The following is a 13,906-nucleotide window of genomic DNA, read 5'->3' as shown; positions in this document are numbered from 1 at the left end:
GTCCGGCCACGCCACCGCCGCCGGTTCCGCCACGCGGACCGGCGGCTCAGCGGTCAGCCGACCGGCGTACGGCGCGTGGCGCGCGGGCCGACCAGCCGGCGGACCACCGGCGCGGCGTTCCACCTCGCCGCCCCGACCAGGTCCCGGGCGTGCTCCAGCATCGTGTAGTCCGGCCTGGCCAGCCCGTCGGCGATGGCCCGGTCCAGGTCGTTGCCGCACCGACTGAGCACGCTGTCGAAGTCCCGCCGGACGGGTTCGAGCAGGTGGTAGCCGAACGAGCGGTGCAGCCGGGCGAACAGCGGCTTGTAGAGCCGGGCCCGCTCGTGCAGCCCCGACGAGTACGACATCGGATTCTTCGGCCGGCGCAGCACGTAGTCGGGCAGCACGTCGGCGAAGGCCCGCCGCACGATCCACTTCTCCCGTCCCTCGCGCAGCTTCAGCTCCAGTGGCAGCCGCATCGCCAGCTCCACCACGCTGAGGTCGAGGAACGGCACCCGCGCCTCCACCCCGTGGCCCATGCTGGCCCGGTCCACCCGCTGCAACTCCGTACGGCACAGGTTGCGGATCCGGTGCAGGAACAGCCGGCGGGCCCGCTCGGGGCCGACCTGGTGGTACATCGGGTAGCCGCCGAACAGCTCGTCGGAGCCGTCCCCGGTGAGCACCACCCGCACACCCAGCTCGTGGAGCCGACGGAAGATCGGCACCGAGACCACCGCGTTGATGATGTCCCCGTACTCGGTCAGCTCCGAGATCCGGATGGCCTCCCGCACGTCGGCGAGCCGGACGTCGCGGGGGCGCAGCTCGACCACCTCGTGCGGCACCCCCAGGTCGGCGGCGAGCCGCCGGGCGTACGCCACGTCCGGGCTCTCCGGCACACCGACCGTGACCGCCACGCAGTTCGGGTGCATCTGGTGGGCGTGCACCAGGGCCAGGGAGCTGTCCAGCCCGCCGGAGAGCACCACGCCGAGGGGCAGGTCGGTGTCCACCCGCATCCGGATGCTGTCGGTGAGGGCGGCACGGACGAGCAGGGCGGCCTCGTCCGGGTCGTCCACCATCGGCAGCCCCTCGCCGAGGGTCAGCAGGTCGACGTACGGGCGCAGCCGGACCTCGCCGCCCGGCTCGGCCCAGCCGTGCTGCCCCGGGGGCACCTCGCGCACCGGCGCGCCGTGCCCGACCAGCGCCTTGACCTCGCTGGCCAGGTGCAGGCAGCCGGGCACCCGGGACCAGTACAGCGGCTTGACCCCGATCGGGTCACGGGCCAGGTAGGCCCGCCCGGTGCTCCGCTCGACCACGACGAACGCGTACTCGCCGCGCAGCCGCCGCACCGCGTCCTCGCCCCAGGCCAGGAACGCGGCGAGCAGCACCTCGGTGTCGCTCTCACTGCGGAACGGGTGGCCGAGCCGCGTCAGCTCCACGCGCAGCTCGTGGTGGTTGAAGATCTCGCCGTTGTGGCAGAGCAGGAACCGCCCGTCGGCGGAGACCCAGGGCTGCACCGCCCGGTCCCGGTCGACGATCCGCAGCCGGCGGGTCCCGGCGAGCAGCCCGGCCTCCCGGCGGGTCTCGGTCACCTCGCCGCGCGGGGCGAGAACTGCCAGCATCCGGCGGAAGGTGGCCGGGTCGGCCTCCGGGCCGATGCTCAACGCGATGCCACACACGGCTCAGACCCCCATCTCGGCTTCGTACGACCGGCGGAACCGCAGCCCGGCGGCGGGCGCGAGGCACAGGTGCCAGGCCTGTCCCTCGTCGACCACGTTGATCTCCCCGGCCCGTTGCCGGGCGAGCAGCAGCCCGGCGAGGGCGTCCCGGGCACCGAATCGCTCGAACCAGGCCAGCTCCACGTCGACGGCGTAGCCGAGACAGTGTCCGCTGGGCACCATCGCGGCGTAGCCGAGGCGGCGCAGGTGGTGCTGATGCTCGGCGCTGCGGACCAGGCTGGTCACCCACAGCGGCGGGGTGCCGGGCGGGGTGATCCGGTCGAACTCGCGGCCGATGTCGTTGAGCAGGCCGACCACCTCGCGCCGGGCCCGGCGGAACTTCAGCCCGGCGGTGTGCGGCCGGGCCTCCGGCAGCAACCGGCGGCCCACCGCCCGCACGCCCCGGCCGACGAGGGTGCGCGGCTGCTGCTGGTACCGGAAGCGGAGCAGGTCGCGGCGGCGCAGCCATTCCAGGTCCACCAGGTCGGCGCTGGCGTTCACCTCCGCGTCGGTCATGAAGGTGGGCGCGTCGCGCCACCACAGCACGTCGATGCGGGAGAGCAGGTAGATCCGGATGAGCGCGGTCAGGTCGGCGGCGGAGCTGCGCGGGTTGGGCCGGTAGCGGGCCATCTCCAGCAGCAGCGTCTCCCGGGCGCCGATGAGGCCCTGCGGGGTGGCGTCGAGCACCGCAGCGATCGCCGGCTCGCGCAGCCGCTCGTCGAGCAGCACCTGTCGGGCCCCCGTCGACTCGGGTTCGGCCAGGGCACCGACCTCGATCAGCAGCTCCGCGACGGCCGTTCGGTAGGCGGCGAGGTCCGGGGCGGCGGGCGGGGCCGGTCTGCGGGCCACCCCCCGGGCCATCCCCTGGGGCACCTGCCGGGCCGGCGCAGCGGACGCGACGGACGTGCCGGGCTGCTGGCCGGGGCTTCGGCTGGGCACTCGCATGGTCGGGTCCTCTCTTCCGGCGCGACACCGTGTGGTTTGACCTGATACACACCGTAATCGCTGAAAGTGAGGGCGAGTACGAACAATCTTCCCATATCACCCTAACGGCGAGGACCGCCCGGACCGCTGGGAGCATCGGCCGCCGCCGCTCCCCGAATCGGGCTGATGGCGCACGGCGGCACCAGCCCGCCGGCGACCGCCGGGCCTGCCGCCTACGACTTCACCGCTGACCGAGGTGGAGCCGGTCGGCCGGGGTGGGTGCGGCACCCCGGCCGTCCGCCCGGGCCTCGATTCCCGGAGGAAGAGGCCCTTGTCCCAGTTTCGCCGAACCCAGCCGTTCGCGCAGCCCCCTCCGCCGGCCGTCGGGGGTCCCGGCCGGTTCGGCCGGGTGACTGGTGCGGGCCCGAAGCAGGACATCGATCACGGCGGTTACCCGATGGGCCCATCAAAGCACTGAACCGATTAAGTAGCAAGATTATGAACCGGGGGCGCGATTTCGCCGCCTCCGGCGCTGCCGGCCGCAGCTCGTGCCCTGCCGAGCCGCATCGTCGATGGTGCCGTTCCGGCTCCGGTGCGGCCCACCCACTCGACCCGCGTGACGGTCAAGGCTCCCAGCCCCAGACACTGACCCTGTTCACCCGGCTGAGGTCAATTCTTGTTAACCGATTCAGTTGCCTTCCCCGCAGCAGGGACGGGCCGGTGCCAGCGGGCTGGACGGGGCCACCACCGGCAATCACCCGCGACACAGGCCGAGAAGGCCGGTTGTGCCGGTCGCCCGAGCGCGCCCCGAGGGGTGATGAAAGGCTTGTGGCATGAGTTCCGCACCGACACCGATCGACCCCGCCGCCCCCGGCAGCACCGACGAGGCGACCGCCTTCACCGACCTCGGGTTGCGCGCCGAACTGCTCGGCGCCCTCTCCGCCCTCGGCTACGAGGAGCCGACCCCGATCCAGCGGGAGGCCATCCCTCCCCTGCTGGCCGGTCGGGACCTGCTGGGCCAGGCGGCCACCGGCACGGGCAAGACCGCCGCGTTCGCCCTGCCGCTGCTGCACCGCCTGCCTGACCGGCGCCCCGGCGGCGACCCGGTGGCGCTGGTGCTGGTGCCCACCCGGGAGCTGGCGGTGCAGGTCTCCGAGGCGTTCCACCGGTACGGCAAGGACCTGGGCACCCGGGTGCTGCCGATCTACGGCGGGCAGCCGATCGGCCGGCAGCTACGCGCCCTGGACCTGGGCGTGGACGTGGTGGTGGCCACGCCGGGGCGGGCGCTGGACCACATCGCCCGGGGCACCCTGCGGCTGGGCGAGCTGGCCACGGTGGTGCTCGACGAGGCCGACGAGATGCTCGACATGGGCTTCGCCGAGGACATCGAGGCGATCCTGGAGCACGCCCCGGCGCAGCGGCAGACGGTGCTGTTCTCGGCGACCATGCCGTCGCGCATCGACGGGATGGCCCGCCAGCACCTGACCGACCCGGTGCGCATCCAGATCGGCCGGGAGCAGCAGGTGGCCGGCGAGGCTCCCCTGGTGCGGCAGAGCGCGTACATCGTGGCGCGGGCACACAAGCCGGCGGCGCTGGGCCGGGTGCTGGACGTGGAGTCGCCGACCGCGGCCATCGTGTTCTGCCGCAGCCGCGAGGAGGTGGACCGGCTCACCGAGACGATGAACGGCCGGGGCTACCGGGCCGAGGCGCTGCACGGCGGGATGAGCCAGGAGCAGCGGGACCGGGTGATGGGACGGCTGCGCGCCGGCACCGCCGATCTGCTGGTGGCCACCGACGTGGCGGCCCGGGGCCTGGACGTCGAGCAGCTCACCCACGTCGTCAACTACGACGTGCCGTCGGCCCCGGAGTCGTACGTGCACCGGATCGGCCGGGTGGGCCGGGCCGGCCGCGAGGGCGTGGCGATCACCCTCGCCGAGCCGCGCGAGCACCGGATGCTCAAGACCATCGAGCGGGTGACCGGGCAGCGGATCGCGATCGACAAGATCCCTACGGCGGCCGACCTGCGCACCCGGCGGTTGGAGCTGACCCAGGCGGCGCTGCGGGAGTCGCTGCTGGAGGACGACCTGGATCCGTTCCGGGTGATCGTGGAGTCGCTGTCGGACGAGTTCGACCTGATGGAGGTCGCCCTCGCCGCCGTGAAGCTGGCCCACGAGGCCGCCTCGCCGGGCTCGGACGACGACGAGGAGGAGATCCCCCAGGTCGCGGTCCGTCCGCAGCGGGAGACCCGGCCGGGGTACGAGGGCCGGGGCGGCGGCGACCGCCGTCCGGCCCGGCCCCGGTCGGGGGGCGCCACGCAGGTGTTCATCGGGCTGGGCCGCCGCGCCGGGGTGCGCCCGCAGGACCTGGTGGGGGCGATCACCGGAGAGACGCGGGTGAGCGGCCGGGACATCGGCTCGATCGAGATCGCCGACCGGTTCTCGCTGGTGGAGGTCCCCAACGGGGCGGTCGACGAGGTGATCGCCGCGCTGCGCGGCAGCACCATCAAGGGCCGCAAGACGACGGTACGCCGCGACCGCGACCGCCCCTGACCTCTTGATCGATTCGGCGTCGGTGACGATCACGGCCCCCGCGTTCGGGGCGCCTCCGTTGTCACCGACGCCGAGTTGATCCGCGGCGGCGCGGGTCGGCCGGGTCGGGTCACAACGCGTACGAGCCGAACCGGCGCGCTGCTGGCCCGACCGGCGGCTGCCCGGCTCCCGCGCCGGGCGCGCCTCGACAGAGGCCCCCCGCCTGCTGAAGCGACGGCAGGGGACCTCTGTCATCGCCTCAGGCGGCCGTCAGGGTGGGGCCGGTGAGGGTGCCGGCGTCGGCCGGGCGCAACGCAAGGGCGAGCACGTCGGCGACGTCGGCGAGGGTGTGCACGGTCAGCGCCTCCCGTACCTCGGCGGGCAGGTCGTCCAGGTCCGGCTCGTTGCGGGCCGGGATGATCACCTCGGTCAGGCCGGCCCGGTGCGCGGCGAGCAGCTTCTGCTTCACCCCTCCGATGGGGAGCACCCGGCCGGAGAGCGTCACCTCGCCGGTCATCCCGAACTCGGGCCGCACCGGCCGGCCGGTCACCAGCGACGCCAGCGCCGTCACCATCGTGATGCCGGCGCTCGGCCCGTCCTTGGGCACCGCGCCCGCCGGAACGTGCAGGTGGATCCGCCGCCCGGCGAGGGAGTTCGGGTCGATGCCGAGCCGGCGCCCGTTGGAGCGCAGGTACGACAGCGCGATGTGCGCGGACTCCTTCATCACGTCGCCGAGCTGGCCGGTGAGGGTCAGCCCCGGCTCACCCTCCATGCTGGTGGCCTCGATGAAGAGCACGTCCCCGCCCGCGCCGGTGACCGCGAGGCCGGTGGACACGCCGGGCACCGCCGTCCGCTCCGCCGACTCGGGGGTGAACCTGGGCCGGCCGAGGTAGCGGGCCAGATTGTCGGTGTTCACCCGGACGGGCGTCGGATCGGTCGCCAGGACGACCGCGACCTTGCGCAGGATCTTCGCCAGCGCCCGCTCCAGCTGCCGGACGCCGGCCTCCCGGGTGTGCTCCCCCGCGATCCGGGCGAGCGCGTCGTCGGTGACCGTGACCTCCTCGGCGGTCAGGCCGGCCCGCTCCCGCTGCCGGGGCAGCAGGTGGTCGCGGGCGATGGCGACCTTCTCGTCCTCGGTGTAGCCGTCCAGGGTGACCAGCTCCATCCGGTCCAGCAGCGGGCCCGGGATGGTCTCCACCACGTTGGCGGTGGCCAGGAACAGCACGTCGGACAGGTCGAGGTCGACCTCCAGGTAGTGGTCGCGGAAGGTGTGGTTCTGCGCCGGGTCGAGCACCTCCAGCAGGGCGGCGGCCGGGTCGCCGGCGTAGCCGACCGCGAGCTTGTCGACCTCGTCGAGGAGCACGACCGGGTTCATCGAGCCGGCCTCGCGCAGCGCACGGACGATCCGGCCGGGCAACGCGCCGACGTACGTGCGGCGGTGGCCCCGGATCTCCGCCTCGTCGCGGACGCCACCCAGGGAGACCCGGACGAAGTTGCGGCCGAGCGCCCGGGCGACGGACTCGCCGAGGCTGGTCTTGCCGACGCCGGGAGGGCCGGCGAGGGCGAGCACCGCGCCGGAGCCACGCCCGCCGACCACGCCGAGGTTGCGCTCGGCCCGGCGGTTGCGCACCGCGAGGTACTCCAGGATGCGGTCCTTGACGTCGGCGAGGCCCGCGTGGTCGGCGTCGAGCACGGCCCGGGCGGCGGCCAGGTCGGTGTTGTCCTCGGTACGCGTGGTCCACGGCATCTCCAGCACCGTGTCCAGCCAGGTGCGGATCCAACCCGCCTCCGGGGAGGCGTCGCTGGCCCGCTCCAGCTTGCCGACCTCACGCAGCGCCGCCTCGCGGACCTTCTCGGGCAGCTCGGCGGACTCGACCCGGCCCCGGTAGTCGGCGGAGCCGTCCGGCTCGTCCTCGCCGAGCTCCTTGCGGATGGCGGCGAGCTGCTGGCGGAGCAGGAACTCGCGTTGGGACTTCTCCAGCCCCTCGCGTACGTCGCTGTTGATCTGCTCGGTGACCTCCTGCTCGGCCAGGTGGTCCTTCACCCAGCCGACGAGAAGTTCCAGCCGGGCGGTGACGTCCGGCGCGGCGAGCAGTTCGGCCTTCTGCGCCAGCGTGAGCCAGGGCGCGTAGCCGGCCGCGTCGGCCAGCTCGGAGAGGTCGGTCATCCGCTCCATGGCGTCGATGACCTGCCACGCGCCGCGCTGCTGGAGCACGGACGTCATCAGGGCGCGGTACTCGCGGGCGAGGTCCCGGGCCCGGCCGGTGGGGGCGGGTTCGGGCAGTTCGGTGGCCTCGACCCAGAGGGCGGCGCCGGGTCCGGGGACGCCGGAGCCGATCCGTGCCCGGGACAGCCCCCGGACCACGGCGGCCGGCTCGCCGCTGGGCAGTCGGCCCACCTTCTCGATGGTGGCGACCGTGCCGACGGGGCCGTACTCGCCGTCGATGCGGGGCACGGCGAGGAGTTGCTCGTCGCCGGTGGCGCGGGCCGCGTCGACGGCGGCCTGGGTGGTCGGGTCGAGGGTCACCGGGATGACCATGCCCGGCAGCAGGACGGCGTCGGTCAGCGGAAGTACCGGGAGAGTTGCCATCGAACACCTGCTATCGCGTTGGGTTGAGCCTGCCTCACTCAAGTAACCGAGCGTTCCCCTTGTTCCGAAGCGTGATTCAGGCCACTCCTGCGGTCCTTCGGAGGCGGCCCGGCACAGGGGCCGGGAGCGGGTCTCCCTCGCCGACCGGGGGCGTCCGACGAGGAGCGACGGCAATCCCCGCGCCTGATCGGGGCCGGTGCCGGTGCCGGCGCGATCTTCGGGAAACCGCCCGCCGCCGAAGGGAAGGCGTGGCGGATGACGACAACACCGCCGCGCCGGTCACGGGTGTCGGACCGAATCGATCGGCCCTCCCCGCGGCGCCCCGGGCCTGCTCAACCGCTTGCGCGGCACCGGCAAATTCCACCGGCCGAGCGGGATTCCATCCCGCGTAACTCGACTCGCCGAATGCAGAACCGGGCATATTCTTGCGGAATTGCCAGTTGATACGTCAAACTCTTAGCACACCCCGCCCCACACAAGGAGTAATTGGCGATGGCTCGGAAAGTAATCACCGTTCTGACTGATGACCTCGACGGCGGGAAGGCGGATCGGACCGTCGAGTTCAGCCTGGACGGCGTGGCGTACACCATCGATGTCTCCGACGAGAACGCCGGCACCCTGCGCAAAGCACTCGACCCCTACATCAACGCCGGCCGGCGCATCGGTCGAGGCCCGGTCGAGACCGGCCGGACCGCCCGCCGCCCGGGAAGGGCCCCGGTCTCCGGAATGGACCGCGAGCAGAACCGGGCCATCCGGGAATGGGCCGCCAACAACGGCCACGAGATTTCCGACCGCGGGCGCATCCCGGTGTCGGTCGTCGAGGCCTACAAAAACCGCTGATCCGGAGGCGGCGCCGTGATCCGGGGGACCCGGGTCGCGCCGTGGAGGCCGGCACCCACCGGCCCCTTTCCGGTCGCATTTCCCACGGCGCCGGCCGACTCAGGCCGGTGCCGGTGAGGGCCGTCCCCACGCGCCGACCAGCGTCCGCTCTCCCTGCCGTGCCGGTCCGCCGAGATGACGGCCACCTGCGCGCCGCCCCGCGTCCCACGTCCACCGGTCCGGCCTCGCAGGCCGCCGGTGCTCGAACCGCGCGACGGGGTCGCCCGGGGGTGATCGGCCCCCGGGCGACCTGGGATCTGCCGACGCCCGGGTGGGTTCGCGTCGAATTACTCTCCCCTCGATCCGGTAGCCGCCACGTGGCCCGGCGGACCGATCAATTCTGGTGGGACGCCGGTGAGGGTCACTACGACGTGCGGGCGCATGTCGATGGTCGATGGGGTTCTTTCCGCACCGTCGACCACGCCCGCAGGCTCGGTGGAGTGAAGATCCCGTCCATTCCCCGCTGGAGTACGGCGCCGTGGCGCGAGGTTCAACCGGATATGGGAATTCTGCGGAGCGACCGCCCCGCCGAACGGTGACCGGGACGCTCGGTCACGTCACCGGTGGCCGGCCCACCGCCGTTCCAATGGTCGTACGGTCGCCCAACGGCGCCCTGCCGACGGCCGTCCCATAGGGCATCAGCCCGCGCGGGGACGACCGGCCGACGACGCCGTTCCAGGGGGCGTCAGTCCGCGCAGAGGTGGTCGAATGCAAAGCCGTTCCGCATTTCGTCACGGCGCGCCCGCAGCCGGCGGATGTCCCCGTCGAACTGCTCGCGGGCGACCAGCTCCGGCTCGCCGCCGTCGAGGCCACGCAGCCGCTCGCCCACCGCCACGGCGGCGAGGTCCTCGGCGAGCCGCCCCGGGTCCACCCCGCAGGAGAGCCGGTGTTCCCACACCCGCACCCGTTCCACCAGGCACCGGCCGGGCCGCACCTCGACCCAGCTCCAGCCCTCGGCCGGGCCGTCCGCCCAGCGCACGTGCAGGCCCCGGACGATCGGATCGACCAGCCGACGGGAGACGTAGGCCTCGACGGCTGCCGCCCGGGCCAGGGCGCCGAGGTCGTTGACGTGTCCGCTGCGCCCGTCCGGCAACCGGCCGACGATGTCCCGGAAGGCGACCGGCGTGGCATCCCCGGGCATGGTGTGCCCCGGGTCCGGCCGGACGGCGTCGGCGTAGGCGCGCGCGTCGATGACGTACTCGACGATCCGCCGGCCGTGGTCGGCGGCGCGCAGGGTGGGCGAGGCGATCCGCAGCACCGCCAGGCCGACCGCCGCGCACACGGCGTCCTTCATCCGTTCGGCGCGCCGGGCCGCCGACCCGGGCGGCACCGGCGGCCCGACCTCGACGGCGAACAGCGGACGGCCCGTAGGAGCGGCGCAGACCACGTGGTCGAGACACTCCCGGCCGGCCGAGCTCCACTGGTGGCCGGTTACCCCCGGCGGACGGCCGTGCAGCAGTTCGCCGAGCCGCCGGGCCGCGTACACCACCTGGCCGCCCCGGGCGAGGACCGGACCACGGCCGGTCGACGCCGCGACGGGGCGCAGCAGGGAGCCGCCTTCACTACCGGTGCTCGTCATCCACCTTGTCCATCCGTCGGGCCGTCAACCGGCCGAGTCTAGGCCGTCGATCATGGTTTCCACCTCGCCGGTGCGGCCCGCGCCCGGCCGCCGGTCGGCCCGGGCACGCCGCCCGGACGCCTCGCCGCGGCGCCGGCTGGGCGGGGCCGGCGGAAGCGCTCCGCGGTCCGGTTCTCTAGGCTCAGCGGGTGCTGCACAGTGGACGGCCCCCGGAACTCATGACCAAGCGCAGCCTCGTCGCCGTCTCCCACGCCATCGAGAGCGCCGCCCTGGCCATCGCCGAGGACGGGCCGCTGGTGGTCGTCGCGCTCTTCCAACGGATGCCGTACTTCGAGCGGGAACGGGCGGTCTACGAGCGGATCGCCGCCTCGGGGGCGGTGACGGTGGTCGGCGTGGTCGGGCAGCGTCCTTCGGGGCTGCCCGACGGCGCGTACGGGGTGGCCCTGGAGGAGACCGAGGACCTGGCGCGGGAGTGGAGCGTGCTCGCCCTGACCCCCCGGTTCGGCGCGACGCTGGTCGCGTACGACCGGGCGGAGGTGGAGCCGGCGGCCACGCTGGAGGCCGGCCGGCTCTTCGACGGCCGGTGGGGTTTCCGCCGCGACGAGGCGTTGCACGAGGTGCTGCGGCTGCGCGACCGGCTCGCCGACCGGCTGCCCGACGCGGTCCGCGCAACCGTGGACGACGTGCTGGCCCGGGTGCGTGATCTGCCCGCGACACCCGGCGAGGCGCGCGGCGAGGCGGCACTGCGGCTGATGTTCTCCCGCGCCGAGCGGGCGGCCCGGGATCGCTGGGCGACCGGGTCGGGGCCGGGTGACCGCGGCCGGGGTGCCGAGGCGGGGGCCGCCGAGGGCGCCGCCCCGCTGCTCGACGAGTCGGGGATGCGGCGGTGGACGGGCGCGGACGGGATCACTGCGTCGGGCACCCTGCCGGTGGCGCTGATCGGCGTCCAGGTGGACGAGCCGGCCGGCGCACCGGAGCGATTCGGCCGGCGCAGCGCGGCCCGCGAGGCACAGGCGGTGATCGGGGCGGTGACCGCGCCGCTTCGCCCGGTGGACCGGGCCGTACGCCTGTCGGACCACGAGTACCTGTTGTTCCTGCCGGCGCTGACCGAGGAGCAGGCGGTGACGGTGGCGGGCCAGGTACACGAGGCGGTCGGCGGCCTGGTCCGGTCGTACCCGTTCGTCGCGTTCGCGGTGCACGCGGCGGTCACCGTGACCGCCCGGCGGCCCCTGCCCGTGGCCGACGTCCGGCACGCCGTCGGGTGGGCCGCCCGGGAGGGCGTGCCGGTGGCCCGGCTGGCCCCCGAGACGGCCGAGATGCCGGTCGGGTAATGCGGGTCAGGCGCTCGGGTGCGGGAGTGAAGGGGGTGTCGGCGTGCGGGTGGTGTCCCTGGTGCCGTCGCTGACCGAGGCGGTGGCGGTGACCGCGCCGCGGCTGCTGGTCGGCGCGACGGACTACTGCACCCATCCCGTCGGGCTGGACGTGGCCCGGGTCGGCGGCAGCAAGTACCCCGACCTCGACCGGGTACGCGCGCTGCGGCCCGACCTCGTGCTGCTCAACGTCGAGGAGAACCGCAAGGCCGACGCGGAGGCGCTGCGCGCGGCCGGGGTGCCGGTGCGGGTCACCTACCCCCGTACCGTGCCGGAGGCCCTGCGGGAGCTGGCGGACCTGCTCGCCGCGCTCGGCGTACCCGACGATCCGGGCTGGTTGCGGGCGGCCCGGCGGGCCTGGGCGGCGCCCGCGCCGGCGCTCACCCGGCGAGCGGTCGTGCCGGTGTGGCGCCGGCCGTGGGTGGTGCTCGGCGCCGACACCTTCGCCGGCGACGTGCTGCGCCGACTCGGGGTCGCGAACGCCTACGCGGCGCACCCCGAGCGCTACCCCCGCCCGGAGCTGGCCGAGCTGCGGAGCCGGGAACCGGACCTGGTGGTGCTGCCGGACGAGCCGTACCGGTTCACGGCCGACGACGGCCCGGAGGCGTTTCCCGGCACGCCGTGCGCGCTGCTCTCCGGCCGGCACCTCACCTGGTACGGCCCGTCGCTGGCCGAGGCGCCCGCGCTGCTGGCCGGGCAGCTCGACCGGCCGGTGTCCCACCCCGGCTGACCCGCCGCGACCGGCAGCCGGGTGACCGCCGTCCGCGTCACCCGCCCGACGCTCGGCAGGGGCCCTCCGCCAGGTGCGCGGTACCCGTCGGCGCGGCCGTCGGCCCGCCCGCGCGATCACCGGTCCGCGGTCTCATCGGTTGCGGTTGCGTGATCATCGACTACGTTCGGACGAGGTCGACGGGGCCCGGTCCGGCCGACCGGACCGGGTGGATCGGGGTCTAAGGTCCCGGTCGGAAGCGGACCCATCGGCCCTGACCGGGACGCCGGTGACGATGTCGAATAGAACTGCCACCGGGAACGCGGTGCGAGGCACAGGAAGGGACGTGGAGACCATGGCCGCGACGATCGAGCGGAACACCGCCAACACCCTCGCTCCATCGGGCGAGACCATCCAGGCGACCGAGACCACCCGACAGCGGGCCACCCGGTACGTCCTGGCCGGAATCCGGATCGCCCTGGGCTGGACCTTCCTCTGGGCCTTTTTGGACAAGATGTTCGGCCTCGGCCACGGGACCGAGGCGAAGAACGCCTGGATCGAGGGGGGCAGCCCCACCAAGGGCTTCCTGGCCTTCGGCACAGCCGGCCCGTTCAAGGGGTTCTACACCGAGATCGCCGGCGCGGCCTGGGCGGACTGGCTGTTCATGGCCGGCCTGGCCGCCATCGGCGTGGCCCTGATGCTCGGCATCGGGATGCGGATCGCCGCCGTCGCCGGCGCCCTGCTGCTGGTGATGATGTGGACGGCCGTCCTGCCCCCCGAGAACAACCCCTTCATGGACGACCACCTCATCTACGCCGCGGTCCTGGTGGTCCTCGCCCTGGTCGGCGCGGGCGACACCCTCGGCCTCGGCCGGGCCTGGAAGCGGCTGCCCATCGTCCAGCGGTTCCCCTGGCTGAGCTAGTCGGACGAGCACGGCCCCGGCGGGCGCCACCTTCCCGGTGGCGCCCGCCGCCGCATGTCGGGCCGCGCCGGACCGCCGGGTGCGGGACCGCCGGACATCGGCAGATCACGATCCGGCAGGATCGACGACGACCGCAGTTGACCGCAGCACCGAGCAGGAGGCGTACGACATGGACAAGCCCCAGGTTGGCCCGATCGAGGGCGCGCCGCCCGCCGATCTCGTCATCGAGGACCTCACGGTCGGCGATGGCCCGGAGGCCCAGCCCGGTCAGCGGGCCACCGTGCACTACGTGGGGGTGGCCCACTCCACCGGTCGCGAGTTCGACGCGTCCTGGAACCACGGCGAGGCGTTCGAGTTCCCGCTGGGCGGCGGGAGGGTCATCGCCGGCTGGGATCAGGGTGTCGTCGGCATGCGGGTCGGCGGCCGGCGCAAGCTCACCATTCCGCCGCACCTCGGGTACGGCAACCAGGGCGCCGGCGGTCTCATCAAGCCCGGCGAGACCCTGGTGTTCGTCGTCGACCTGCTCGGCGTCCGCTGACCCGGGTGGGGTCGTCGGCCGGTGCCGGCGGCCCCACCCGACGGCAGGGCCGTCAGACGCAGGCCAGCATGGGGGCGGAGGACGCCTCCGCCACGGGCACGAGCGACCCCAGGGCGCGGGCCAGCGACCCGAGCACGGCAGGTTCCGGCGGGGTCGCCACCGGCTCCGGTCGC

The 13,906-nt window shown here is 74.1% G+C and carries 10 protein-coding genes; 6 read left to right on the top strand and 4 right to left on the bottom strand.

The window, feature by feature from the left end:
• Nucleotides 1-53: 53 nt before the first annotated feature.
• Together ABT023_RS20780 and ABT023_RS20775 are read right to left on the bottom strand one after the other, a co-directional pair.
• Nucleotides 54-1,655 carry an asparagine synthetase B family protein gene (locus ABT023_RS20780; protein ID WP_350888021.1) on the bottom strand — a complete coding sequence of 534 codons (1,602 nt, stop codon included), beginning with the start codon at nt 1,653-1,655 and terminating at the stop codon, nt 54-56.
• Nucleotides 1,656-1,658: 3 nt separating this feature from the next.
• A complete protein-coding gene (locus tag ABT023_RS20775) occupies nt 1,659-2,639 on the bottom strand; it encodes a DUF5715 family protein (protein ID WP_350888020.1) in 981 nt (326 codons plus the stop codon).
• Between the two features lie 812 nt (nt 2,640-3,451).
• Here ABT023_RS20775 and ABT023_RS20770 point away from each other — a divergent pair.
• Nucleotides 3,452-5,167, top strand: coding sequence for a DEAD/DEAH box helicase (locus tag ABT023_RS20770; RefSeq protein ID WP_350888019.1), 1,716 nt, complete (start codon nt 3,452-3,454; stop codon nt 5,165-5,167).
• Nucleotides 5,168-5,405: 238 nt separating this feature from the next.
• Here the strand turns inward: ABT023_RS20770 and lon are convergent, their stop codons facing one another.
• Nucleotides 5,406-7,736, bottom strand: coding sequence for an endopeptidase La (gene lon, locus ABT023_RS20765; RefSeq protein ID WP_350888018.1), 2,331 nt, complete (start codon nt 7,734-7,736; stop codon nt 5,406-5,408).
• Nucleotides 7,737-8,228: 492 nt separating this feature from the next.
• Between lon and ABT023_RS20760 the strand changes: the two genes are divergently transcribed.
• Nucleotides 8,229-8,576, top strand: a complete 348-nt coding sequence (locus ABT023_RS20760; RefSeq protein ID WP_161683941.1) for a histone-like nucleoid-structuring protein Lsr2 — start codon at nt 8,229-8,231, stop codon at nt 8,574-8,576.
• Between the two features lie 724 nt (nt 8,577-9,300).
• Here ABT023_RS20760 and ABT023_RS20755 read toward each other — a convergent pair.
• The gene (locus tag ABT023_RS20755; protein WP_350888017.1) at nt 9,301-10,194 is read right to left on the bottom strand and encodes a PDDEXK family nuclease; all 894 of its coding nucleotides are present in this window, start codon (nt 10,192-10,194) and stop codon (nt 9,301-9,303) included.
• A 188-nt stretch (nt 10,195-10,382) separates the two neighbouring features.
• Here ABT023_RS20755 and ABT023_RS20750 point away from each other — a divergent pair, with 188 nt between their 5' ends.
• The 4 genes from ABT023_RS20750 to ABT023_RS20735 all read left to right on the top strand — a co-directional run bounded on the left by ABT023_RS20750 (nt 10,383) and on the right by ABT023_RS20735 (nt 13,733).
• Nucleotides 10,383-11,525, top strand: a complete 1,143-nt coding sequence (locus tag ABT023_RS20750; protein ID WP_350888016.1) for a DICT sensory domain-containing protein — start codon at nt 10,383-10,385, stop codon at nt 11,523-11,525.
• 43 nt (nt 11,526-11,568) lie between these two features.
• The gene (locus ABT023_RS20745) at nt 11,569-12,294 is read left to right on the top strand and encodes a helical backbone metal receptor (protein ID WP_350888015.1); all 726 of its coding nucleotides are present in this window, start codon (nt 11,569-11,571) and stop codon (nt 12,292-12,294) included.
• A 325-nt stretch (nt 12,295-12,619) separates the two neighbouring features.
• Nucleotides 12,620-13,195, top strand: a complete 576-nt coding sequence (locus tag ABT023_RS20740) for a hypothetical protein (RefSeq protein ID WP_350888014.1) — start codon at nt 12,620-12,622, stop codon at nt 13,193-13,195.
• A gap of 169 nt (nt 13,196-13,364) precedes the next feature.
• On the top strand, nt 13,365-13,733 hold the full coding sequence (locus tag ABT023_RS20735) for an FKBP-type peptidyl-prolyl cis-trans isomerase (protein WP_350888013.1): 369 nt from the start codon (nt 13,365-13,367) through the stop codon (nt 13,731-13,733).
• Nucleotides 13,734-13,906: the final 173 nt, after the last annotated feature.

Origin of the sequence: Micromonospora sp. NPDC002296 (genome assembly GCF_040296145.1) — a bacterium.
In the GTDB taxonomy this organism is placed as follows: Bacteria; Actinomycetota; Actinomycetes; order Mycobacteriales; family Micromonosporaceae; genus Micromonospora.
Note: the sequence above shows the minus strand (reverse complement) of the source record. Positions and strands in the feature narration are given on the sequence as shown.